Annotated in this window: 24 protein-coding genes and 1 other RNA gene; 15 read left to right on the forward strand and 10 right to left on the reverse strand. The window is 39.1% G+C overall.

The window, feature by feature from the left end; all coding sequences use genetic code 11:
- Positions 1–110 precede the first annotated feature (110 nt).
- The 4 genes from ACFX4R_RS19385 (at position 111) to ssrA (ending at position 4,350) form a co-directional block, all read left to right on the forward strand.
- Entirely contained in the window at positions 111–851 is a 741-nt protein-coding gene (locus ACFX4R_RS19385; protein ID WP_013059696.1) for an alpha/beta hydrolase, read from the forward strand.
- A gap of 38 nt (positions 852–889) precedes the next feature.
- The gene (gene rnr / locus ACFX4R_RS19390; protein WP_097824880.1) at positions 890–3,232 is read left to right on the forward strand and encodes a ribonuclease R; all 2,343 of its coding nucleotides are present in this window, start codon (positions 890–892) and stop codon (positions 3,230–3,232) included.
- Between the two features lie 151 nt (positions 3,233–3,383).
- Positions 3,384–3,851, forward strand: coding sequence for an SsrA-binding protein SmpB (gene smpB, locus ACFX4R_RS19395; RefSeq protein ID WP_034648422.1), 468 nt, complete (start codon positions 3,384–3,386; stop codon positions 3,849–3,851).
- 137 nt (positions 3,852–3,988) lie between these two features.
- Positions 3,989–4,350, forward strand: a transfer-messenger RNA (tmRNA) gene (gene ssrA / locus ACFX4R_RS19400).
- Positions 4,351–4,505: 155 nt separating this feature from the next.
- Here ssrA and modB read toward each other — a convergent pair.
- The 4 genes from modB to fdhF form a co-directional block, all read right to left on the reverse strand.
- The gene (modB, locus tag ACFX4R_RS19405) at positions 4,506–5,162 is read right to left on the reverse strand and encodes a molybdate ABC transporter permease subunit (RefSeq protein WP_377570100.1); all 657 of its coding nucleotides are present in this window, start codon (positions 5,160–5,162) and stop codon (positions 4,506–4,508) included.
- 7 nt (positions 5,163–5,169) lie between these two features.
- Positions 5,170–5,967: a molybdate ABC transporter substrate-binding protein gene (gene modA / locus ACFX4R_RS19410; protein ID WP_034648423.1), complete on the reverse strand. Its 798-nt coding sequence runs from the start codon at positions 5,965–5,967 to the stop codon at positions 5,170–5,172.
- Between the two features lie 125 nt (positions 5,968–6,092).
- Complete coding sequence (locus tag ACFX4R_RS19415; RefSeq protein ID WP_013085382.1) at positions 6,093–6,572, reverse strand: helical membrane plugin domain-containing protein; 480 nt, start codon at positions 6,570–6,572, stop codon at positions 6,093–6,095.
- An 11-nt stretch (positions 6,573–6,583) separates the two neighbouring features.
- Positions 6,584–9,523: a formate dehydrogenase subunit alpha gene (gene fdhF / locus ACFX4R_RS19420; protein WP_097824878.1), complete on the reverse strand. Its 2,940-nt coding sequence runs from the start codon at positions 9,521–9,523 to the stop codon at positions 6,584–6,586.
- 364 nt (positions 9,524–9,887) lie between these two features.
- On the opposite strand from fdhF, the gene ACFX4R_RS19425 reads away from it, so the two are divergent.
- From ACFX4R_RS19425 to moaA, 3 genes are all read left to right on the forward strand, one after another.
- Complete coding sequence (locus ACFX4R_RS19425) at positions 9,888–10,232, forward strand: Na-translocating system protein MpsC family protein (RefSeq protein WP_013085380.1); 345 nt, start codon at positions 9,888–9,890, stop codon at positions 10,230–10,232.
- 66 nt (positions 10,233–10,298) lie between these two features.
- A complete protein-coding gene (gene fdhD, locus ACFX4R_RS19430; protein ID WP_370506938.1) occupies positions 10,299–11,045 on the forward strand; it encodes a formate dehydrogenase accessory sulfurtransferase FdhD in 747 nt (248 codons plus the stop codon).
- A 46-nt stretch (positions 11,046–11,091) separates the two neighbouring features.
- A complete protein-coding gene (moaA, locus tag ACFX4R_RS19435; RefSeq protein WP_377570102.1) occupies positions 11,092–12,108 on the forward strand; it encodes a GTP 3',8-cyclase MoaA in 1,017 nt (338 codons plus the stop codon).
- A gap of 12 nt (positions 12,109–12,120) precedes the next feature.
- Here moaA and mobA read toward each other — a convergent pair whose 3' ends face one another.
- Entirely contained in the window at positions 12,121–12,690 is a 570-nt protein-coding gene (mobA, locus tag ACFX4R_RS19440) for a molybdenum cofactor guanylyltransferase (protein ID WP_098333930.1), read from the reverse strand.
- A gap of 161 nt (positions 12,691–12,851) precedes the next feature.
- Between mobA and ACFX4R_RS19445 the strand changes: the two genes are divergently transcribed.
- The 5 genes from ACFX4R_RS19445 to moaD are packed head-to-tail and all read left to right on the forward strand — an operon-like array spanning position 12,852 to position 16,363.
- A complete protein-coding gene (locus tag ACFX4R_RS19445) occupies positions 12,852–13,868 on the forward strand; it encodes a molybdopterin-synthase adenylyltransferase MoeB (RefSeq protein WP_043977293.1) in 1,017 nt (338 codons plus the stop codon).
- Between the two features lie 17 nt (positions 13,869–13,885).
- The gene (locus ACFX4R_RS19450) at positions 13,886–15,151 is read left to right on the forward strand and encodes a molybdopterin molybdotransferase MoeA (RefSeq protein ID WP_377570104.1); all 1,266 of its coding nucleotides are present in this window, start codon (positions 13,886–13,888) and stop codon (positions 15,149–15,151) included.
- Entirely contained in the window at positions 15,139–15,666 is a 528-nt protein-coding gene (gene mobB / locus ACFX4R_RS19455; protein WP_237075057.1) for a molybdopterin-guanine dinucleotide biosynthesis protein B, read from the forward strand. The genes ACFX4R_RS19450 and mobB overlap by 13 nt, the downstream gene beginning before the upstream one ends.
- Positions 15,663–16,127: a molybdenum cofactor biosynthesis protein MoaE gene (locus ACFX4R_RS19460; protein WP_013059682.1), complete on the forward strand. Its 465-nt coding sequence runs from the start codon at positions 15,663–15,665 to the stop codon at positions 16,125–16,127. Before mobB ends, ACFX4R_RS19460 begins: the two co-directional genes overlap by 4 nt.
- Positions 16,128–16,129: 2 nt before the next feature.
- A complete protein-coding gene (moaD, locus tag ACFX4R_RS19465; protein WP_013085372.1) occupies positions 16,130–16,363 on the forward strand; it encodes a molybdopterin converting factor subunit 1 in 234 nt (77 codons plus the stop codon).
- A gap of 33 nt (positions 16,364–16,396) precedes the next feature.
- On the opposite strand, the gene ACFX4R_RS19470 is transcribed toward moaD, so the two are convergent.
- The 4 genes from ACFX4R_RS19470 to ACFX4R_RS19485 form a co-directional block, all read right to left on the reverse strand.
- The gene (locus tag ACFX4R_RS19470) at positions 16,397–17,038 is read right to left on the reverse strand and encodes a nitroreductase family protein (protein WP_013059680.1); all 642 of its coding nucleotides are present in this window, start codon (positions 17,036–17,038) and stop codon (positions 16,397–16,399) included.
- A 27-nt stretch (positions 17,039–17,065) separates the two neighbouring features.
- The gene (locus ACFX4R_RS19475) at positions 17,066–17,503 is read right to left on the reverse strand and encodes a MarR family winged helix-turn-helix transcriptional regulator (RefSeq protein ID WP_013085370.1); all 438 of its coding nucleotides are present in this window, start codon (positions 17,501–17,503) and stop codon (positions 17,066–17,068) included.
- Between the two features lie 168 nt (positions 17,504–17,671).
- Positions 17,672–17,797 carry a hypothetical protein gene (locus ACFX4R_RS19480; protein WP_255293604.1) on the reverse strand — a complete coding sequence of 42 codons (126 nt, stop codon included), beginning with the start codon at positions 17,795–17,797 and terminating at the stop codon, positions 17,672–17,674.
- Between the two features lie 162 nt (positions 17,798–17,959).
- The gene (locus tag ACFX4R_RS19485) at positions 17,960–18,586 is read right to left on the reverse strand and encodes an undecaprenyl-diphosphatase (RefSeq protein ID WP_043977288.1); all 627 of its coding nucleotides are present in this window, start codon (positions 18,584–18,586) and stop codon (positions 17,960–17,962) included.
- A gap of 153 nt (positions 18,587–18,739) precedes the next feature.
- Here ACFX4R_RS19485 and ACFX4R_RS19490 point away from each other — a divergent pair, with 153 nt between their 5' ends.
- The 3 genes from ACFX4R_RS19490 to ACFX4R_RS19500 all read left to right on the forward strand — a co-directional run bounded on the left by ACFX4R_RS19490 (position 18,740) and on the right by ACFX4R_RS19500 (position 22,093).
- Complete coding sequence (locus ACFX4R_RS19490) at positions 18,740–19,876, forward strand: MGDG synthase family glycosyltransferase (RefSeq protein ID WP_230586501.1); 1,137 nt, start codon at positions 18,740–18,742, stop codon at positions 19,874–19,876.
- A gap of 158 nt (positions 19,877–20,034) precedes the next feature.
- Positions 20,035–20,760, forward strand: a complete 726-nt coding sequence (locus tag ACFX4R_RS19495) for a response regulator transcription factor (protein ID WP_013059676.1) — start codon at positions 20,035–20,037, stop codon at positions 20,758–20,760.
- Complete coding sequence (locus tag ACFX4R_RS19500) at positions 20,738–22,093, forward strand: sensor histidine kinase (protein WP_043977285.1); 1,356 nt, start codon at positions 20,738–20,740, stop codon at positions 22,091–22,093. The genes ACFX4R_RS19495 and ACFX4R_RS19500 overlap by 23 nt, the downstream gene beginning before the upstream one ends.
- A gap of 30 nt (positions 22,094–22,123) precedes the next feature.
- On the opposite strand, the gene ACFX4R_RS19505 is transcribed toward ACFX4R_RS19500, so the two are convergent.
- Complete coding sequence (locus ACFX4R_RS19505) at positions 22,124–22,837, reverse strand: FTR1 family iron permease (protein WP_043977283.1); 714 nt, start codon at positions 22,835–22,837, stop codon at positions 22,124–22,126.
- Between the last annotated feature and the right edge of the window lie 134 nt (positions 22,838–22,971).

Raw genomic sequence — 22,971 nt, forward strand, 5'->3', positions numbered from 1 at the left:
AGCGTAAAAGTTGATGGCTACATCTCTTTTTATGTGATGACCGTCACATAAATACATGTTTTTTTCTATTAGGACTGCAGATATTATAACTAAAAGGAGTTAAATGATATATGAAAATTGCACAACCAAAGCCATTTACATTTGAAGGCGGCGAAAAAGCTGTTTTATTACTTCATGGTTTTACCGGAAATTCTGCTGATGTTCGTATGTTAGGTCGTTTTTTAGAAAAAAAAGGATACACATGCCACGCACCTCATTACAAAGGACATGGCGTAGCGCCTGAAGAACTTGTTCATACTGGTCCAAAAGATTGGTGGAAAGATGTCATGGACGGCTATGAGTTTTTGAAAAGCAAAGGGCATGAAAGTATTGCCGCTGTAGGTCTTTCACTAGGTGGCGTATTTTCACTGAAATTAGGTTACACTGTACCTATAAAGGGTATTGTGCCTATGTGCGCCCCTATGTATATAAAGAGTGAAGAAGTCATGTATGAAGGTGTTTTAGCGTATGCACGCGAATATAAAAAGCGTGAAGGTAAATCGTCTGAACAGATTGAACAAGAAATGGAAGAGTTCAAGCAAACACCAATGAACACATTAAAGTCTTTACAGGAATTAATCGCTGAAGTGCGAAATTCAGTTGATATGATTTATGCACCGACATTTGTTGTACAAGGTCGTCATGATCATATGATTAATACAGACAGCGCCAATATTATTTATAATAGCGTCGAGTCTCCTACAAAAGATATAAAATGGTACGAAGAATCTGGTCATACCATTACCTTTGATAAAGAGCGTGATCAGCTTCACGAGGATGTATATGCATTTTTGGAATCACTTGATTGGTGATAGAGATAATACGAATAAAGAAAAAGGAGGGACATGATGTGAAAGAAGAAAATCAGCCCTATATAAATGAAATATTGGATTTTATGAAAAGGGATAATTACAAACCTTTGACTGTCCAAGAGCTTGCAAAAGAATTTAATACTGAGGATGCAGAGTCATTCAAAGAGTTTGTGAAGGCACTTGTTATTATGGAAGAGAAGGGTTTAATTATCCGAGCAAGAAACGATCGCTACGGGCTGCCGGAACAAATGAATTTTGTCAAAGGGAAAGTAAGCGGACATGCAAAAGGGTTTGCGTTCGTAGTTCCTGAAGAAAAAGATGCGGGTGATGTATTTATTCCCCCTACTGAAACAAACAATGCTATGCACGGAGATATTGTGCTTGCAAGAGTGTCATCAGAATCATCAGGTGCTCGTCGTGAAGGAACCATTGTAAAAATCTTAGAACGAGGTACCCAGCAAATTGTAGGTACGTATACGCAAAGCAAAAATTTTGGCTTTGTGATTGCGGATGACAAAAAAATTGCAGGTGATATTTTTATTCCCAAAGCAGCAAGAAACGGTGCGGTTGAAGGCCATAAAGTAGTAGTAGAACTGACAACCTATCCGGAAGGCCGCATGAATGCAGAAGGAAAAGTTGTTCAAATTCTTGGACATAAAAACGATCCGGGGATCGATATCATTTCTGTTATCCATAAGCACGGTCTTCCTCAAGAATTTCCTGCTGATGCTTTAACACAAGCAATTGATACACCTGAAACGATTGACGAAAAAGATATTGGCAACCGCCGCGATCTTCGTGATCAAGTTATTGTAACCATTGACGGAGCAGATGCAAAAGATTTGGATGACGCCGTAACGGTTACAGAGCTTGAAAATGGAAACTACAAATTAGGCGTCCATATTGCAGATGTAAGTCACTACGTTAAAGAAGGTTCTCCGATTGATGTAGAAGCAGCAGAGCGCGGAACAAGCGTCTATTTAGTAGACCGAGTTATTCCGATGATTCCTCACCGTTTATCTAATGGAATTTGCTCATTAAATCCAAAAGTTAACCGTTTTACGCTTTCTTGTGAGATGGAAATCGATCCACAGGGTGAAGTAGTGAAACATGAGATTTTTGAAAGTGTCATCAAAACGACAGAACGAATGACGTATTCAGACGTTAACAAAATCTTAGTGGATAAAGATGAAGAAGTGTTAGAACGCTACGAGCCAATCGTTCCGATGTTTGAGCGTATGGAAAATCTGGCAGCTATTCTTCGTAAAAAGAGAATGGATCGCGGGGCCATTGATTTTGATTTCAAAGAAGCAAAAGTATTAGTAGATGATGATGGCCATCCTCACGATGTTATTTTGCGTGAACGTTCGGTTGCTGAAAAGCTAATCGAAGAATTTATGCTAGCGGCGAATGAAACAGTAGCAGAACATTTTCACTGGATGAACGTACCGTTCATTTATCGTATTCATGAAGATCCAGATGCAGAGAAGCTTACTCGTTTCTTAGAGTTCATTACAAACTTTGGTTACACGGTGAAAGGAACAGGAAACGATATTCATCCGCGTGCGCTACAGGATATTTTAGAAGAAGTAAAAGGCACGCCTGAAGAGATGGTTATTTCAACTGTTATGCTTCGTTCGATGAAACAAGCGAAATATGAAGCAGAAAGTTTAGGCCACTTTGGTTTATCAGCTGAGTTCTATACGCATTTTACGTCTCCAATCCGTCGTTATCCGGATTTAATCGTTCATCGTCTCATTCGCACGTATTTAATTGAAGGAAAAACAGATCAGCAAACGCAAGAAAAATGGCGCGAGCTTCTGCCTGATGTTGCTGAGCATTCTTCTAATATGGAACGTCGTTCAGTTGACGCTGAGCGGGAAACGGACGATATGAAAAAAGCTGAGTTTATGGCTGATAAGGTTGGGGAAGTATTTAATGGTATTATTAGCTCTGTTACTAACTTTGGAATGTTCGTGGAGCTAGAAAATACGATTGAAGGTTTAGTTCACGTCAGTGACTTAACAGATGACTATTATCGTTACGACGAACGTCACTATGCGATGATTGGAGAAAAAACGGGCAATGTCTTCCGAATTGGAGACGAAATTGAAGTGAAAGTCGCCGATGTGAATAAAGACGAGCGTTCGGTTGACTTTATTATTGTAGGAATGAAAGAAAGTCGCAAACGCTTATCTAAAGACCGTCCTAAAGTGATTAAAGCAAAACAAAAGTCACGCAAAGATGATAAAGGAAAAGGTCGCGAGGGCAGCCGAAGCAAAAATGAAGAGTGGTCTACTCAAAAGCCAAAGAAGAAAAAGAAAAAGAGATTCTTCGAGGGTGCCCCAAATGTTAAGCGCAAAAAGAAAAAGCGTAAATAATCGAAATCGACAGCAGTGAAGCAGAAGGGTATTCCTTCTGCTTCAAAACAGCTCCATTAAACGTTTTAGTTGTTGTTTAGATTTCCATACAGTAAAATGATACATAATATCATACATATACGTAAGTACGGCTGAAGGGAAGGAACGTTTTATGCCAAAAGGTGAAGGGAAATTAATTGCACAAAACAAAAAAGCCCGCCACGACTTTTTTATTGAAGAAACATATGAGACGGGTATTGTTCTACAAGGAACGGAAATTAAATCAATTCGTAATGGGCGTGTAAATTTAAAGGACTCTTTTGCTCGTGTGCAAAACGGAGAAGTATTTCTACACAATATGCACGTTAGTCCTTACGAACAAGGAAATCGATACAATCATGAGCCGTTGCGTACACGAAAGCTATTGCTGCATAAGCGTGAAATCAGCAAGCTAATTGGCTATTCAAAAGAAACGGGTTATTCATTAGTTCCTTTAAAAGTGTATTTAAAAAATGGATACGCAAAGGTTTTACTAGGGCTTGGTAAGGGTAAAAAGAAATATGACAAGCGTGAAGACTTAAAGCAAAAAGAAGCGAAGCGCGATATCGAACGAGCATTTCGTGATCGTCAAAAGATGTAACATTACAAAATCTTACAATTGCAAAATGCTCATTTTGTGATATAATAAGTATTGTTATCAGTTAGATTTCATTTTGCACACTGAAGTCGCTATCTGATGTAAGATTTTTTCTTACACATTCCGACTCCCTTTTATATGGGGACGTTACGGATTCGACAGGGGTAGTTCGAGCTTAGGTTGCGAGTCGAGGAGATGGCCTCGTTAAAACATCAACGCCAATAATAACTGGCAAATCTAACAATAACTTCGCTTTAGCTGCATAATAGTAGCTTAGCGGTTCCTCCCTCCATCGCCCATGTGGTAGGGTAAGGGACTCACTTTAAGTGGGCTACGCCGGAGTTCGCCGTCTGAGGACGAAGGAAGAGAATAATCAGACTAGCGACTGGGACGCCTGTTGGTAGGCAGAACAGCTCGCGAATGATCAATATGCCAACTACACTCGTAGACGCTTAAGTGGCGATATTTCTGGACGTGGGTTCGACTCCCACCGTCTCCACCAATACATATTGTATGGTGGCTTACCTTACCTATAACAGGAGTTAATCAAATGTATGCTCTTCATTTGATTAGCTCCTTTTTAATTTATAATTTATGTAAAATTGAAAAAAGCAGGAAAGAAATAAAAGGATGCCTGTTACACAAAGAGGCATCCTTTTATTTTTGTTTAAGCTGAACAAAAAGCAGCATAAGAAAGGAAAGAAAGACGATTGAAATAACCCATAGCCAAGCGAGATTCATGTTTCCAGAGTCAATCGCTACGTAGATAGCGGTAGGCACAGTTTGAGTTTCACCTGGAATATTGCCGGCAAACATCAAAGTGGCTCCAAACTCTCCGAGTGCTCTTGCCAGACTTAGCACTCCTCCTGTTACGATGGCTTTAGAAGCTAAAGGGATAGAAATAAAGAAAAAGACTTTCCATTCGCTTGCACCATCTACTCGAGCTGCGTCTTCAATTTCGTAATCAACGCCTTGAAAGCCTGTTTTGGCAGATTGATACATAAGCGGAAACGCAACGACAACGGAGGCAATAACAGCTGCCCACCATGTGAAAATAACGGGTTGTTGAAAGACCCATTCAATTGCCCGGCCGAGCAGGCTGTGTTTCCCCAATATGACAATCAATAAAAATCCAACAACGGACGGAGGGAGCACCAACGGGAGCATTAACGCCGTTTCAATCATCACTTTTCCCTTAAAGTGTTTCCTGGATAACAGTTTTCCTATAACAGTGCCTAAAATAATAACGACAAATCCTGCTACTAATGCAATTTTAAGCGATAGCTGAAGAGGAGATAAAAATTCTTGAATCATAGCGGCCTCAATTTGCAGTGAAACCGTATTTCTTTAAAGTGTCAAGAGCCGTCTTACTTTGTAAAAATTGATAAAAAGCTTTTGCTTCTTGTGGATGTTTCGAATCCTTAATAACGCCTACAGGATATACAATTGGTTTGTGAGTGCTATTATCTGCAGTAGCGACAATCTTCACCTTTTTTGAAATCAAGGCATCGGTTTTATAAACCACCCCAGCTTCAACGTTTCCTGTCTCTACATAGGAAAGCACCTGGCGTACGTCTTTCGCATAGACGGTTTTTGGCTCAATGTTTTTCCAGAGATTCATGTGTTCAAAAGTCTCCTTCGCATACTGTCCGGCAGGAACGGATTCTGGTATTCCAAGTGCAATTTTTTGAACAGTCGGCTTTGATAGATCTTCAAAATTTGTGATAGCAGACGTATTATTCTTTGGCACGATAAGCACAAGGTCATTGCCAACCAAGTCAGCACCATTCTCTTTGGAGATAGCTCCTGCTTTTACTAGTGCATCAAACTTGTCTTCCGCTGCTGAAAAAAATAAATCAACAGGTGCGCCGTTTGTAACTTGCTGTTGCAGCGAGCCTGAAGCTCCAAAATTAAATTTCAAGTCTATATTTGGATGCTTTTTTTCATATTGCTTTTGAATATCAGTGAGCGCATCTTTTAAGCTGGCCGCAGCGGATATCGTTAAGCTGATGTTTTTGTGCTGAGCTGCGGATTGATCGGTATTTGTTTCGTTCGAACAAGCAGCAGTAAACATAATTAAAAATAATAGTGCGAATAAGGGTTTAAAGTATTGTTGCATCGTGTCACCTCAGTTAGTTGTAGTAAAGCAATTTAGTATAACTATATCACGTTCATTTTAAATTTGACTTCCTAAAAAGAAAACAGCGACTTGAAAGGGGGAAAACTTTCAAGTCGCTGCTTCATTTATTCTTCCAACGCTTTGCCCATTCCTTTTAAAAAGTGAAGCCCAAATCCAATTGCACGATTGACATCTGGATCGTTTAGCGCTTTTATAAGAGCTAATGCACTTACTTTTTTTCCGGTTTTTACATATTCATTCGCTTCGTTCATACCAGCTGTTGCGCTATTTACAAGTTTAGCAGTTACCTCTGGATCTGCCTTCATCAAACCGCTGCTTGCACCCATAAGAGTATTAATTAAATTGGTTACCGGTTCTCTGGAAATTTGATGAAGCGCAATTTTTGAGATTTTTTCTTTCGCTTGAATCATTGAATCAGCAGCTTCAAGAACACCCATGTCGTTAAGTTCGCCAACAATACCGAGAATACGGTTCAATGCTTCTTCATTATCTGCCAGCAGAGAAGTTAAATCTTCTAATTTTTGTTGTTTTTCTTCTTCCTCGCTTAGAAGAGGTTTCTTAATTTCTGTAATAGGTTGTGCCATCTTTTCTCCTCCTATTTACTTGTTAAATGGACGTAGCCAGGACGGTTCCATTTACGCTGAACCTCGACCCCATTTTGAGGATGACGTTTTTTGTTACGCGGATTTGTAGACGGTAAAGGCGTTTCTCCACCTTTACTTAATACTTCCATCCGTACTTTTGTTTGTTTGTAAGCCGGCGTATTTGTTCGTTGGTCGACTGCAGGTCCGGTCAAGAAGTTAATAGCCGAATCTTTATGAACAGAGTGCATTGGAAGATACAGCTCATTTGCTTTTACTCGCTCTGTAATTAATGCCTGTACTTTTACTGCTCCAAACGGTGAGATTAATCTGACAAGCGAACCTTCTTCAATTTCACGCTCCTTGGCAAGCTGAGGTGAAATTTCTACAAATACTTCCGGTACTTTTGATTGGATGCCGCTCGATTTATTGGTCATATTCCCTTCATGAAAATGTTCTAACATTCTTCCATTATTAATGTGTAGATCATATTCTTCTGGGAATTCGGCAGGAAGTACCCAATGTGATAAAGCAAAGCGCGCTTTTTTATCTGGGAAATTAAACCCATCGACGTAAAGTAACGGCGTGCTTTTTCCCTCTAAGCTCCCCCATAAGAAGCTATTCCAGCCTTCAAGATTTTCGTAGCTGGCTTGGCTGAATAAAGGTGATAGACTAGCCATTTCTGCAAAGATATCACCAGGATGTGTATACGTCCAGTTCGCACCTAAGCGGTTGGCAATCTCTTGAACAATCCACCAATCCGGCTTTGAATCACCGAGCGTTGGTAATGCTTGATACAATCTTTGGACACGTCGCTCCGTATTGGTAAATGTTCCGTCTTTTTCAAGAGAAGGAACAGCAGGAAGTACAACATCAGCATATTGAGCCGTTCTCGAAAGGAAAATGTCTTGGACGACAAAAAAATCTAAATTTGATAATATTTCGTGTACATGGTTAGCATTTGAATCAACAAGAGCCATATCTTCTCCGACAAGGTACATGGCCTTCATTTTTCCTTCATCAATTGAATGCAGCATTTGAATATTATCAAGCCCTGGCTTATCTTTAATTTTTACACCGTATGCTTTTTCAAATTTCGCTCGGGCGACTGAGTCTGTGACGTGCTGATAGCCTGGAAGCCAAGCAGGAAGAGTTCCCATATCACATGCTCCTTGGACGTTATTGTGGCCTCGGAGCGGATAAGCGCCCGCTCCAGGGCGTCGATAGTTTCCAGTAGCAAGCAACAGGTTTGAGATAGCCGCTGATGTATCAGAGCCTCCCGTATTTTGCGTTACGCCCATGCCCCACAGCACACAGGTTCCATCGGCGTCTCGAATCATTTCAGCTATTTGAATGAGCGTTGCTGCTGGAATACCCGTAATTTGTTCAGCATATTCAAGCGTGTACTTTTCAAGCAAAGAGTGAAAGTCTTCAAAATAGTTGACGTTTTCTTGGATGAATTTTTCATTGTGCCATCCTTGGTCAATCATGTATTTTGTTACAGCCATTAGCCATACTTGGTCCGTACCTTGTTTTGGACTGATGAAAATGTCAGAGCGTTCAGCCATTTCGTTTTTGCGCAAATCTGCGACGATTAGTTTTTGGTCATGAAGCTTGTGCGCGCGTTTGATGCGAGTTGCTAATACAGGATGACCTTCAGCAGGGTTAGCTCCAACGATGATAACCAGTCCAGCTTTTGCGATGTCTTTTATCGTGCCGGCATCGCCTCCCATTCCCACTGTTCGAAATAATCCATCAGTTGCAGGAGACTGACAGTAGCGAGAGCAGTTGTCTACGTCATTTGTTTCAAACATTTGGCGAGCCAGCTTTTGAATAACATAGTTTTCTTCGTTTGTAATCTTAGAAGAAGAAATAAAACCAACTGATCCATGTCCATACTGCTGATTAATAGAGCTTAACCTGCTTGCTACTAAGTCGAGGGCTTCTTCCCATGACGACTCTACAAATGCACCATTTTTTCGGATTAAAGGCTTAGTAATACGTTTTTCAGAGTTTACAAAATCCCAGCCGAATTTTCCTTTTACACAGGTTGAAATGGCATTTGCGGGAGCATCAGAGCTAGGCTGAACTTTAAGGATTTCACGGCCTTTTGTCCATACTTCAAATGAACATCCAACTCCGCAAAATGTACAGACAGTTTTTGTTTTTTTTGTGCGTGTTTCGCGCATAGCGGCTTCCACTTCTGAAACAGCAAAAATTCCGCTGTATCCAGGTTCTACTTCTTTAACTAAATCAATCATTGGATTTAAAACGTCTTTTGGAAGCCCAGTCATAAATCCAGCTTCTCCAAGCATGGATTTTTCCATCAAGGCATTACAAGGGCATACGGTTACACATTGACCGCAGCTCACACAAGAAGACTCATTGATTGCTACACCGTCATCCCAGAGAACGCGGGGGCGTTTCGCTTCCCAGTCGATAGAGAGTGTTTCATTAACTTGAAGATTTTGACAAACCTCTACGCATTGGCCACAAGCGATGCATTGATTAGGGTCATAACGGTAGAACGGATGAGACATATCGACTTCATTCTCTGAGGCCTTTGGCGTATAGGGGTATTTTTGATGTTCAATCTCCATCATTTCGGCTGTGTTATGTAATTTACAGTTTCCGTTGTTATTGTCGCAAACGGTGCAGTATAGCAAATGATTTTCTAATAAACGATCCATTGCTTCCGTCTGTGCCGCTTTTGCGGGTGCTGATTGTAATTCAATCTTCATGCCGTTTTCAGCTTTTGTAGAACAAGAACGAACTAACTCGCCATTCATTTCAACGATACATGTGTCACAAGTTTGAATAGGATCCACTTCAGGAACATAACAAATCTGAGGGTGCTCAATGCTTTGCTGATTAATAATTTCGAGTATGGTAGAGCCTGAAGCTGCCTTGTATTCGTTACCATTTATATGAACAGTGATGATTTCACGACTCATTTGTTTTCCTCCTTTATATAAAAACAAAAAACCACCATGAATACACACGCCTAATTAAATAAGGGAAGTGCAATCATGGTGGAATAGTTTACTAGCAGGTCTTACTAATATGCCAATCCGGCCCATTTATATCGTTAAGAAAAAGTGATAGAGTAATAACAATTCATTATTATTATTCCATCTCGGTTATTTATAATTATATCGCTACGTTTTTAAATGCACAACTTTTTTAAATACCCAACTCTCTTCAAAAGTTTTGCTGCAAAGATTTTGGGCTTTTATTTTTTGAAGTGTTGATTTATGATAAAAAAACTGTAGGAATAAAATGCACAATTTAATTTTAATCGGTGGGAGAGCGTTGATTATGTCAAAAACTATTCATGAATTTAATGATATTATTCGGAAGCTTCGAAAAGATTTATTTGGAAAAGGACCGGAAAGAATACATACGGTTTTTGTTGAAAATATGGCTGTCTCAACACTGTATGGAAATTTAACTCCGACAGAAACATTTATTGCAAGCACTGCTGAAGGATGTGACATGGTTCATCTAGCTCGAACAAAAATGATCCAAGATGTATATGCATCGAATCCGCCGGAAGGGTTAGAAGAATTGGTAGGAGCAAAGTTGGTTAATTTATTTTCAGATATGAAAATAAAAGAAAATATAGCGGTTTCCGTATTCGTTTTTGATAAAAACATTATTTAAAAAAGGAGACATCACATGAACTCGACCGTTAAGAAGCGTACAGTTCTTAGATTTAAAAATGGTCAAATGGAAAGCGTGGAAGATAAAATTGTAACGGAGTTTCCTGTGACTGTGAAAATTAATGAAGAAGAGTTTGTCACGATGGTATGTAGCCCACAATACATTGAAGATATGGTAATTGGCTATTTAGCATCTGAAGGGGTTATCCGAGCATACACAGACATTAAAAACATATGGGTTCAAGAAAAAGAAGGGTATGTTCATGTTACAATAGATAAATTAAACCCGTATTTTCAAAACCTTCAAAATAAACGATATATCACGTCTTGCTGCGGGGCGAGCAGACAAGGGTTTGTCTTTATAAATGATGCACTGACTGCTAAAAAAATGAACGATATATCGGTAGAACTTTCAATTAAGGATTGTTTTCAATTGATGAATAAGCTGCAGCAATCTGCTGCTACGTTTCAAGAAACGGGTGGCGTTCATAACGCTGCTATTTGTGATAAAAATGGCTTTATGCTTAGCAGAATGGACATTGGTAGGCATAATGCTCTAGATAAACTATACGGGTATTGCTTAAAACACCATATTTCAATTAGAGATAAAGTAGTCGTTTTCAGCGGCCGTATTTCTTCAGAAATTTTGTTGAAAGTAGCGAAGATTGGGTGTGAAGTGGTTCTTTCAAAATCCGCCCCGACTGAACTTGCTTTAAATCTAGCAGAAGAATTGGGAATTACAACGGTAGGGTTTATTCGAAATGATTCGTTGAATATTTATACATGCCCGGAAAGAATTTTAAGAGAGAGTTAATCTGCTGTGGAGAAGCTGACAGCTAGAGAGAGGAGAGATGAGGCAGATGTCATACGCTATAGTTGATACTTTAAAGCGTCCTTTACGAGACTTGCGTTTGTCAGTAACAGATCGCTGTAACTTTCGCTGTCGATATTGTATGCCTGAAGAAATTTTTGGGGCAGACTATCCATTTTTACCTGCCGAAAACATTCTTTCGTTTGATGAATTAGAGAGACTCACTAGATTATTCGCATCGCTAGGAGTAAAAAAAGTGCGTATAACGGGAGGAGAGCCGCTGCTAAGAAAAGGCTTGCCAGATCTAATCAATCGTCTGAAGCAAATTGAGGGTATAGATGATATTGCCATAACAACAAACGGCTCACTGTTAAAGAAGCATGCAGAAGCCTTATCAAAAGCGGGATTATCAAGAGTAACCGTTAGCTTAGACTCGCTTGATGAAGTGAGATTTCAAGAGTTGAATGGAAACCGAGGAAGCGTAAAACGAGTATTAGAAGGAATAGAAGCAGCAGCTCTTGCGGGGATTTCAATCAAAATAAACATGGTTGTCCAAAAAGGCAAGAATGAGCAGGATATTCTTCCGATGGCCCACTATTTTAAAGACAAAAAACATACGCTGCGTTTTATTGAATATATGGATGTTGGAAATTCAAACGGATGGAAAATGGATGAGGTTATAACAAAGAAACAAATTCTTGATATAGTTGGACAAGAAATGCCTCTTGAAGAAATTACGCCTCATTATACGGGAGAAGTAGCCACCAGGTATCGATACGTCGGGACAGAAGAGGAAATTGGTATCATTTCATCTGTCACAGATTCATTCTGTTCCACTTGTTCACGCGCAAGAGTATCGGCTGAAGGAAAGCTCTATACCTGTTTGTTCGCGTCAAAAGGATATGACCTCCGCACACTGATACGGTCAGAAGCCTCTGATCATACTGTTTGTGACACCATTTCTGATATCTGGAATCATCGGAAAGATCGTTACTCAGACGAACGAGCTAATGGAAGACAGGTCCAAGGCGCTGAAAAAGTGGAAATGTCTCATATTGGTGGATAATTCAAAGAAGCTTTATACTTCCCAATCACTGCGATGATTCACATTTATAAAAGTGGGATCTTCTGCTGAAAAAGGCACGCGAAGGACGTTTGTCTGATTCAACAATTGCGTAAGCCTTCTTTCACCTTGTGTAACGAGTTGTTCAATAAGAGGAAGCGTTCTACGGTGATAGAGTGCTAGAAGCGGGTGAATGTGATCAGGCTGAACAGGAAGAACAATGTCAGGTGAGTCCGTTTGGGTCAGTGTGATCATGTGATGAACAAACTCAGCATTAATAAAAGGAATATCGCAAGAAAGAATAAAGAACCATTCAGCGCAGCAATCGATCGCAGTTAAAGCGTGATGAATTGCATACAAAGGACCTTGATACGGGCATTTTTCAACTGCAAATGCAACATCCTTTCTTTGAAAATAAGGGAGTAAATCTTGGTTGGTAGACACAAGTATAGGTGTGACGTGATTTTCTTTTAATGCATCTATACTATATTCGTAAAATGATTTCTTGTTATAGGTTTCAAACATTTTTGGTTTACCGTAGCGAGAAGATTTTCCTCCTGCTAATACAATGCCTGCAATGGACATTTATTAAATACCTCCATCAAAATATATTTGTATATTTATGCAAAAAAGTCTCTGTAAAGCAGCGTAGCTTTATGTGTATAATAGCATGTTTCTAAAGAAATATCTTTGACGAAGGAATAGATAGTGAAGTCAGAGATTGAATGAGAAAGGGAGAGAAAAGAGTGACAGAACGTTATTCACGTCAGCAGCTTTTCCAGCCCATTGGAAACAAAGGGCAGCAGCAAATTAGAAGTAAGCATGTTTTAGTTGTAGGTGCAGGGGCTCTAGGCAGCGCTAGCGCAGAAGCCCTCGTGCGTGCTGGAATTGGAAAATTGACTCTTGTAGATCGTGATTATGTAGAATGGAGTAATCTACAGCGTCAGCAGCTTTATACAGAACAAGATGCGCAAAACAAACTACCTAAAGCTGTAGCAGCAAAAAATCGTTTGCGTCAAATAAACACGGAAGTGAAGATTGAAGCGCTGGTGATGGATGCTCAGCCTGCTAATTTAGAAAGTATCGTCCAAACAGCCGATGTGATCATCGATGCGACAGACAACTTCGACATCCGTTTTATTTTAAATGATTTGTCACATAAGTATGAAGTTCCTTGGATATACGGCTCATGTGTAGGGAGTTATGGCGCCACTTATACTGTTATCCCAAATGTAACCCCTTGTCTGCACTGCATATTGAAAAAAGTGCCTGTCGGAGGAGCAACCTGTGAGACAGCAGGAATTATTAGTCCCGCTGTTCAAATTGTGGCAGCCTATCAAATAACCGAAGCATTAAAAATTTTAGTCGAAGATGTTGAAGCTTTGCGCCACACATTTCTAACCTTTGATGCCTGGAATAATCAGCATGCTGAATTTAAGACGGGCAAAATGAAAAGTGATAAATGTTCTTCTTGCGGATCAACCCAAACTTATCCGTACTTAGCGTATGAAAATCAGCTTAAAACAGACGTTCTGTGCGGCAGAGAGACGGTTCAAATCAGGCCCTCGCAGCGCCATTTGTACAACTTCGATGAATTGGAAAAACGGTTAAAAAAACAGGGGAAAGTGGACCGCAATCCATATCTTCTGTCATGTCAGCTTCCAGAGCAGCGCTTTGTAATTTTTCAAGATGGCCGTGTATTTATTCATGGAACGAATGATATTCAATTTGCGAGAAGCTTATATTATCGTTTACTAGGATGAGTAAAGGAGTGAAAAGAATGAGAGAAAAGCGAACTCCTATCCCTGTCGGAGAATGCGTTGGACGAGTGATGCAGTATGCAAAAAACAGAAAGCAAGAAATCATTGCGCTTGAAGAAGCTCACGGCAGATTTTTAGCTGAAGATTTAATAGCAGATCATGACATTCCTGCTTTTGATCGTTCTCCATATGATGGTTTTGCCATTCGGTCGCAAGATACGAAAGAGGCATCATCACTTCATCCAGTAGAACTGGCTGTTCGAGGAGAAATAGGAGCGGGTTCTATTTTTGAACATACAGTCAGCGCGATGCAGGCTGTGCGTATTATGACAGGAGCTCCTATTCCCAAAGGCTGCGATGCGGTTGCCATGCTTGAAGTAACAAAAGAATATACGAAAGACAATCAGCCGATCGTTCAAATCAAGCGTTCGTTTAACAGCGGAGATAACATTTCTTTTCAAGGAGAAGAAACAACAAAAGACACTGTGTTAGCTTCGAAAGGAACGTATATCACTCCGGGAGTAGCTGCTCTTTTAGCCACATTTGGCTATAGTAACGTAGCTGTCTTCAAAAAACCTGTAGTTGGATTACTTGCAACTGGAAGTGAACTAGTGGAAGTGAGTGATCCTGTTGAACGGGGCAAAATTCGTAATAGCAATACTCATATGCTGCGTGCGCAAATTGAAAAAGCTGGAGGCGAAGTGAACTATTTTGGTATCATGCCCGATGATTTAAGTGAGTGCTACAATGCGGTAAAATCTGCACTATCAGAAGTGGACATGCTGATTACAACGGGCGGCGTTTCAGTAGGAGACTATGATTATCTACCAGATGTTTATAAGCAATTACAAGCCGAAGTTCTTTTTAATAAAATAGCGATGAGGCCAGGCAGTGTAACAACGGTTGCTCGTATGGAAGAAAAGCTTTTATTTGGCCTCTCGGGAAATCCTACAGCGTGCTATGTCGGTTTTGAACTTCTGGCTCGTCCGGTAATCAGTACATATGCGGGTAAGAGCGCCCCTCATCTTCGGAAAGAAAAAGCTTTGTTAGGAAAAGACTTTTTAAAGCCAAATCCTTTTATGCGATTTGTATCTGGCAGGCTTTCATACAGGGAAGGACAGCTCATTGCTTCTCCATTAAGCTTTACAAAATCTAGTGCTGTTTCTTCTTTAGCTCATGCAGATACATTAATTATATTTCCTGGAGGGACGAGAGGATACAAAGAAGGAATGCTGGTTGACGTCTTATTGCTAGATGACGTGCGGGGAAGTGAATGGCCTTGGTAGCTTGTTGTACCGTTTTACAAGTAGTTGGATTTCAAAACAGCGGAAAAACTACTTTAGTGGAAAAGCTCATTAAAAGAGCGAAGCAATTCAATCTATGTGTAGGTTCTATTAAGCATCATGGACACGGCGGACCTCCAGATAGCAGCAGTGAGCTAAAAGACAGTCATCGCCACCAGCAAGCAGGTGCCGATGTGGCAGGTGTAGAGGGAGGTGGAATCCTTCAGCTTACGGCAGCTAGTAAAGACTGGAGCCTAAAAAAGCTGATTGATTTTTATCAATTTTTCTCGCCAGATGTCATTTTTGTTGAAGGATATAAAAAAGAATCCTATCCAAAAGCAGTCTTGATTCGAAGTGAAGAAGATCTTGTTCTGCTTTCCTCTCTAACCAATATTATATGCGTGATTAGTCACGTTCCGCTAAAAAAAGAAGTGCAGGGAGCATATCCAATATTTCACTTACAAGAAGACGAACTTTATCTTAATTTTTTATTGAAAGAAGTGGGGGAAAGAAGATGAACCAGCACTTATTTGAAGTAGTAAATCAGCCAATTGCCGTAGATGAAATAATTAAAAAAGTTTCTAGAAGAGACGCGGGAGCTATTACGACATTTATTGGAACGGTAAGAGAATTTACAAAAGGCAAGAAGACGCTCTCTCTTGAATATCAAGCCTATGTGCCAATGGCAGTGAAAATGCTTAGCCAAATTGGTGACGAAATTCAGGAAAAGTGGCCCGATGCGTTGACAGCTATTACTCATCGAATCGGGAAGCTTGATATAACAGAAGTCGCAGTAGTTATTGCCGTTTCTTCTCCGCATCGCAAAACAGCTTATGAAGCAAACGAGTATGCTATTGAACGTATTAAGCAAATTGTGCCAATTTGGAAAAAGGAATTTTGGGAAGACGGAACAAAATGGATTGGAGATCAGTTAGAAACGAAAGAATATCCTGAAGGAAAGCCAATGAAGGAGATGTGAAAATGATTAACGTCTTATTTTTTGCTGCTATACGTGAAGAGGCTGGAGTGGAACAAGTAACAGTTGATAAGCAAGATATAACAGTGAAGGAATTAAAGGAATATGTGCAAAAAACGTATAAGTTGTCCTCTCTGAAGCAAACGATGACCGCAGTCAACGAAGAGTTTGTAACAGATGAAGAAACCATTGGAACGGGAGATACCGTCGCATTTATTCCGCCCGTTAGTGGAGGATAAAAAAAGGTGCTGAATACACAGCACCTTTTTTTATTATCTAAATTGAGCTACTTTTTCGATTGGTAAACGTACAGACGGGTAACCGCTATTTGCTGCTTTGCCGATTGAAAGTAACATAACCGGCGCATAGCGCTCTTTGTCTAAACCGAATGCTTCGGCAATTTGATCTTTTTCATAACCGCCAATAGCGTTTGTATCATAACCGTGAGCACGTGCAGCAAGCATTAACTGCATAGATACTAAACCGCCGTCAATTAATACTGTTTCTTTATTTAATTCTTCAGAAGCAGCTGCGTAGTGCGCTTTGATTTTAGGAATTTGCATATCTCTAATTTCTTGTGGCATATAGCCTAGTTCAACAGCTTTATCGTAAATTTCATCTAAATTTTCTTCACTTTTTAAATCGCCGAAAATCGCAATAACAGCTGCTGATGTTTCTACTTGTGATTGATTAAATTTAGCAAGCGGAGCTAATGTTGCCTTTCCTTCAGGGCTATCAATTACTAGAAAGCGCCAAGGCTGTGCATTAACAGAAGATGGAGCTAGCGTCGCTTCGGTTAAAATTTCTTTCATTTCTTCACGGCTGATTTTGACAGATGGGTCGTAATAACGAATAGATCTGCGCCCTGTAATAATATCTTGGAAATCATTGTTTAGTGTTTTTGTTTGCGTCATGATGAACTCTCCTTTATGTTAAAAATGTTATGACCGTTCAATGGCCGAAATGTTTACTTTTAAACGCTCAAGCATTTTGGAAAGCAGCAGCTGTTCTTCTTCGCTGAAATCTTTAAATGCTTCATCAATAAAGCGAGCTTTTTCGTTTCGAAATGCACCGATTTTTTCATGTCCGCTTTTCGTAAGCTTTACAAATGTTACGCGGTTGTCATCAGGGTTTTTACGGCGTGATACAACATCTCTTTCTTCGAGCTGCTTTAAATGCCTTGTAATTGCAGCATTGTCAATGTTTACTTGCTGTTGAAGCGCCTTTTGACTCATTTCACCTGTTTCATAAAGCTGATGTAAAATATCAAGACGTGATTGGCTAACACCGGTACAATGCTCAAACTTTTGATTAATTTGTTTATTAACTTCTTGCAGAGCATACAGAACATTTGCTTTTTCAGAACATGAATGTGACAAGAAAGTCGCTCCCTTTTTCTATGATATTTATTGATGAATTAATATTTGATACATCAATGTTTGATACATCAACTAATATAAAATAAATAAAAGTGAAAGTCAAGAAAGTGAACTTTGTTTTTTAAAAATAATAAAAAAGAGGCTGAGACGTAACGAAATGAATCCCATTCAAAGGTGAACAATCTGGCCTGCTTGCTCGACCGCAGTTGATTTCCGTGCAAGGCTTCGCTTTCCGCGAGCGGCCGCTGAGCCTCCTCGTCGCTTGCGCTCCTGCGGGGTTCTCACCTGTTCCACTGTTCCCGCAAGAGTCTTCGCCTTGCCCTCCAATCAACTGCTGGAAGGAACGAAACAGATAAAATCTACGTTCACCATAACAAAAAAAACGAACCACTAATCAAACAGTTTGATTAGTGGTTCGTTTTTCATTTCAGCTAAACTATTTTTGCCTCAGCCTCTTTAAGCTGAATGATTTTTTTTGCTAATTTGTTCATGCGTATAGGAAGATAGAAACGGAATACGCTTGATAATCAAATCGTGAATCCAGAATAATCGCTGAATAAGAGGAGTTGTTTTAGCTGAAACGTATATAATAAAGCATCCGATAGCTCCCGCAATCACCATGCCTCCAAGTACATCTGCTGGATAGTGAACGCCTACGTAAATACGTGAAAGGCCAGAAATGACAGCCCATATAAAAATGATGCTTCTCCATTTGTTTTTTCGTAACCACATGATCCAAGCAGCAGAAAAGACTAAAATCGAATGATCACTCACAAAAGATGAATTAGCCGGGTGCGGAATCAGCTTATGAACGTGATGAGTCACAAACGGACGCGGGTGGTAATACACCAGGTGAATGACCTCATTGATACATAGAGAAAGTACAATTGTAAACAACATGTATAAAGCCGTATAACGGTGATAAATTGTTCTTTCTGTTTTTCCGCTAAACCAAAGCAAAAGCAAACAAGCCATTATAAAATAAGGAACGCTATTCGTGATGATAATCATTACAGAATCCATTGCGCTGGATTCACCAGCAAACGAGTTAATCCATTGAAATACTTCGTAATTGAGGTTCATTTGTTTTCTCCTTATGCAGTACTTTTCACTCTTAGTTTAGATTGACACTCTAAAAAAACGATGAATTTCACATTAAAAATCAATTAAAATCCGAAATTTAAGGGTATTTAATGATATAAAAAGGAGAGGAAGAAACTGCTTTTAGAATAGGAGATGAAACAGTTGAAAAAGGTTTTATTTTTACCTCTTCTAAAAATGCCTTCTGGCCATCATCAAGTGGCAGAGGCGTTAATGGATATATTGGAAAGAAGAACAACAAATATTTGTTATAAAAAAATAGATTTATTAAGCTATACAAACGAACTATTAGAAAAAGTGGTCACAGGCACATATTTGAAATGGATTCGTTATGCTCCAGAAACGTACAATATGGCATACAAACATCTCTTTTATGAACCGCCTGTTCATTCATTCAAATGGTATCATCACGTATTCGCAAAAAAAATGGAGCACTTAGTTAAAGAAGAAAATCCGGATTTAATTATATGCACACATGGGTTTCCTTCTTATTTGCTCAGTCAATTAAAAGCAAAAGGCAAGTGCGATGTACCTATTATAAATGTCTACACGGATTTCTTTATTAATAATTTATGGGGAAAAGAAGAGATTGATTTTCACTTTCTCCCTAGTGAAGAAGTAAAAAAAGGACTTCGTGCTCAAAGTGAAATTCCACTTCAAAATATGATGGTCACAGGAATACCGGTACATGAAGAAATAACAAAAACAAGAACATTTAAGCATCCTGGTAATCGAAATATTTTAATTGCTGGAGGCAGCAGCGGTTTAGGCAATATTATGGATTTCTACAATGATTTAAAAGATGCGAGCCATTTTCATTACTTTGTCTTATGCGGCAAAAATCAAAAGCTATATGAAGAAATCAAGGGATGGGAATTACAGCACGTTACACCGATTCCGTACATTTCATCACGCACAGAAATGAATGAACTGTATGAACAAGTGGATGCTATTGTAACAAAGCCAGGTGGTATCACGGTCAGTGAAGCTCTTCGCAAGAATTTACCGATTTTTGTTCATTCTGCTTTACCAGGTCAAGAAGAAGTGAATTTACGCTATTTAACAGAACGAAACTTAGTTCAAGAACTAAAGGCGGATCAATCGTTAGAAAGTCAGCTGCAGGCAGTGCTGCAGGATGCTGATAAAATGAGCACATTATATAACGCGATTGCTGCTTACCATAAAGAAATCGAAGCACAAACGCCTGAAGAACTTTTAGCAGTAGTCAATTGGATTTTAGGCGAAAAGCAAACGATTGGTCTTCATGCGTAAAACATTCATGTTTACAAACAATAAGGATAAGCTAAAAGACAAGTATGTTGAAAAAGTAGGGTTTAGATAAAAAAACAAACATCTTTTGAAAAAGGTGTTGTTTTTTTATCTAAAGAAGCTATTCTTTCACTTAAGACATTTGGTGAGAGGTGTATAACATGAAAGAGAAAATTTTAATTGTGGAAGATGAAGCGCAAATTGCGAAAGTGTTAAAGATTGAATTGGAATTTGAAGATTATGAAGTAGATGTTGAGTACGACGGGAAAGCGGGGTTAGAGACGGCAACATCCGCTCAATATGACCTCATTTTGCTAGACGTGATGCTTCCAAGTCTGAGTGGTATTGAGGTGTTAAGAAGACTTCGGAAAGCGGAAGTATTTACGCCAGTTATTTTATTAACTGCCAGAAATACGACGCTGGATAAGGTAATGGGCTTAGACCAAGGGGCTAATGATTATGTTACAAAACCGTTTGAAATTGAAGAACTGTTAGCACGGGTTCGCTCTTGTATTCGCTATCGTTCGCTCGTAGAAGCATCAGGAACGAAAGAAGCTGAAGCGGAGCTCTTAACGATAAGTGATTTGACCATTAATCTTGAAACAAGGGAAGTCCTAAGAAACAATGAATCCATTACGTTGACACCGAAAGAGTATGATTTAGTCGTGTATTTGCTTACGAATAAAAATAAAATTGTCACGAGAGAAGGAATTCTCACAAACGTTTGGGGCTATGAATATGAAGGAGAAACGAACGTAATTGATGTGTATATTCGCCACTTAAGAAAAAAAGTAGATGAAGGTTTTTCTACTTCTCTCATTCATACGGTGCGGGGCGTAGGATATATGATGAAAGAGGAGAAACATGAAGATCACGACGAAGATTAATTTACTGACAACAGCATGGCTAGTGGTTATTTTATTAATCATGAACATCGTTGTTTTTTTCTCCTTTACTAAATCTACCGTGAATATGGAACAGGACATTTTATTCGAAAAAGCACGTGAGATTATTCAAAAAGGTCAGCAAGATCATTCCGTGGAGCTCTCGCCGGAGTTACTAAAATTTTATTTGACCAACCATTCATTTATCCGAACAGTCTCAGAAAATTCTACGGTCATTAACCAGGTATCAAATGACCCTCATCTGGTGAAAATTAAGCCCGAATTTTCAAAGAAAAAAAAGGTGAAACTTCGCAAAATCAGAGAAAAGCAAGTATTGGTTATTCGCATGCCTGTCAAAGTCAATAATCAAGTCGTTGAAACGCTTGAGATTGGTGAGCTCCTGACTGGTTTTGAAACCCGTAAAGATATTTTGCTATCAATTTTGATTTTTTGTTCGCTTGTGTCCATTTTACTGTCTCTTTTAGGAGGAAGATGGTTATCACGCGTCATTATGCATCCTATTAAAAATATGGTCACAACGATGAAAGAGATCGAAGAGAGCGGTGTTCCTAAAAAAGTCCTCATTCAAACCGAAACGAGAGATGAACTGCAGGGGATGACCGTTACCTTTAATCATATGATTGACCGCTTACGAGAAAATATTGAAAAGCAAAATCAGTTTGTTTCCGATGCTTCTCATGAATTAAAAACCCCTCTAACCGTTATTCGCAGTTATTCTAATTTATTAAGAAGAAGAGGGATTAAAAATGAAGAAATTACGCTCGATGCGATCGACACTATCTATGCCGAAGCAACCAAAATGCAAAAAATGATTGAAACGCTGCTTGATCTGGCAAGTGTGGAAAAAGAACAAACGCTTGATCTGAAGCAAACAGATCTTTTTCTTATTTTTGAACAAATCGTTAAGCAGCTGCAGCAGGTATACAAAAGAGAATTAGTTCTTCATTATGATCAAACGCCCATTATGATTGAAGTGGATGAACTAAAAATGAAGCAAGTATTGATTATTTTGCTTGATAATGCAATTAAATACAGTACGGATAAAATTGAAGTGACCGTTGAAAAAAAGCAGGAAGATGTCATTATCAAAGTAAAAGACTATGGAATTGGCATTCCAAAAGAAGATCTTGCACATATTTTTGAACGTTTCTATCGAGTCGATAAAGCCAGAAGCAGAGCTACGGGAGGAACGGGGCTTGGACTGTCGATTGCACAAACTATTGTCCGTCAGCATAAAGGCGAGATTTTTATTAAAAGTGAAGAAGAACAAGGGACGGAAGTTGTGATTCACCTTCCCGTTTCATCTACAAACTGAGAAAGCCGCCGTTAGGCGGCTTTTGTGTGATTATGATGCTGATTTTTGTTTTCTTACTCTTAATTTTTTTAACTCCGTTTGGAAGAATAGATACAGTGATGCAACTGTAAATACACTAAATCCAATTATTTCAAGGGGTTCTCCACCAGCTTCAAATAGCTTAACCAAGCCTTCACCGCATAACTCTCCTCCAATAAAAATAAGGAAAACACCAAGCGCTTTAAAAATAATCCACAGGTTCAGCTTAATAGCTGTTTTGAACAGAATGTATGTAATAACGATGGCCAGCAAAATGCCACTTATACTGCCGAATACAATAGAAGAGGCGTGTTGATTCACTTGTGTCAGATTAAAAATAATTAGTTCTGTTCCTTCACGAAAGACAGATAAAAAGGCTAAAACGATTAATCCCCATTTGGAAGAGCTTCTGGAAATTTTTGATGTAACCGAAGATGTCATTTCTTTGCTCCGATGCAACCACAGAATAAAGTAAGCGATAAGACCTGCAGCTAAAAGCATCATGACTCCTTCAAAAATTTCTTCTGACTCTTCTTCTAACTCTCTCGCCTCATTAAAGCCAATAAAGCCAAATACTAAGCTGAAAATAAGGCCAGCAGCAGCGCCAATGAAGACGGAATACTTTAAGTCTTTTCGGCCAATTTTTGTAACATGAGCTAAAATAATTCCAATAATAAGTGACGCTTCTAAACCTTCACGAAGCGACAAAGCCAAACTCGACCACATAAAAAGCTCCCCTTACTTTAAATGATAGTAATAATTAAATTCTCTCTAATTTTAATGATAATGATTATCGTTGTCAATTTGTTTTTTTTGCTCTTTAATAAAAATCTAATATAGGATTTTTCAGACTAAAGTAT

This window comes from Priestia sp. YIM B13490 (assembly GCF_042787735.1).
Classification (GTDB): domain Bacteria; phylum Bacillota; class Bacilli; order Bacillales; family Bacillaceae_H; genus Priestia; species Priestia megaterium.

Coding starts and splice junctions, on each gene's coding strand:
- ACFX4R_RS19485 (WP_043977288.1), bottom strand. CDS start 18,586: ATGAACCTCAATTACGAAGTATTTCAATGGATTAACTCGTTTGCTGGT.
- ACFX4R_RS19490 (WP_230586501.1), top strand. CDS start 18,740: ATGAAACAGTTGAAAAAGGTTTTATTTTTACCTCTTCTAAAAATGCCT.
- fdhD (WP_370506938.1), top strand. CDS start 10,299: ATGGAAAGCGTGGAAGATAAAATTGTAACGGAGTTTCCTGTGACTGTG.
- ACFX4R_RS19415 (WP_013085382.1), bottom strand. CDS start 6,572: ATGGCACAACCTATTACAGAAATTAAGAAACCTCTTCTAAGCGAGGAA.
- moaA (WP_377570102.1), top strand. CDS start 11,092: ATGTCATACGCTATAGTTGATACTTTAAAGCGTCCTTTACGAGACTTG.
- ACFX4R_RS19500 (WP_043977285.1), top strand. CDS start 20,738: ATGAAGATCACGACGAAGATTAATTTACTGACAACAGCATGGCTAGTG.
- ACFX4R_RS19385 (WP_013059696.1), top strand. CDS start 111: ATGAAAATTGCACAACCAAAGCCATTTACATTTGAAGGCGGCGAAAAA.
- moaD (WP_013085372.1), top strand. CDS start 16,130: ATGATTAACGTCTTATTTTTTGCTGCTATACGTGAAGAGGCTGGAGTG.
- fdhF (WP_097824878.1), bottom strand. CDS start 9,523: ATGAGTCGTGAAATCATCACTGTTCATATAAATGGTAACGAATACAAG.
- modB (WP_377570100.1), bottom strand. CDS start 5,162: ATGATTCAAGAATTTTTATCTCCTCTTCAGCTATCGCTTAAAATTGCA.
- mobA (WP_098333930.1), bottom strand. CDS start 12,690: ATGTCCATTGCAGGCATTGTATTAGCAGGAGGAAAATCTTCTCGCTAC.
- ACFX4R_RS19425 (WP_013085380.1), top strand. CDS start 9,888: ATGTCAAAAACTATTCATGAATTTAATGATATTATTCGGAAGCTTCGA.
- ACFX4R_RS19505 (WP_043977283.1), bottom strand. CDS start 22,837: ATGTGGTCGAGTTTGGCTTTGTCGCTTCGTGAAGGTTTAGAAGCGTCA.
- mobB (WP_237075057.1), top strand. CDS start 15,139: ATGGCCTTGGTAGCTTGTTGTACCGTTTTACAAGTAGTTGGATTTCAA.
- modA (WP_034648423.1), bottom strand. CDS start 5,967: ATGCAACAATACTTTAAACCCTTATTCGCACTATTATTTTTAATTATG.
- ACFX4R_RS19495 (WP_013059676.1), top strand. CDS start 20,035: ATGAAAGAGAAAATTTTAATTGTGGAAGATGAAGCGCAAATTGCGAAA.
- ACFX4R_RS19470 (WP_013059680.1), bottom strand. CDS start 17,038: ATGACGCAAACAAAAACACTAAACAATGATTTCCAAGATATTATTACA.
- ACFX4R_RS19450 (WP_377570104.1), top strand. CDS start 13,886: ATGAGAGAAAAGCGAACTCCTATCCCTGTCGGAGAATGCGTTGGACGA.
- ACFX4R_RS19460 (WP_013059682.1), top strand. CDS start 15,663: ATGAACCAGCACTTATTTGAAGTAGTAAATCAGCCAATTGCCGTAGAT.
- smpB (WP_034648422.1), top strand. CDS start 3,384: ATGCCAAAAGGTGAAGGGAAATTAATTGCACAAAACAAAAAAGCCCGC.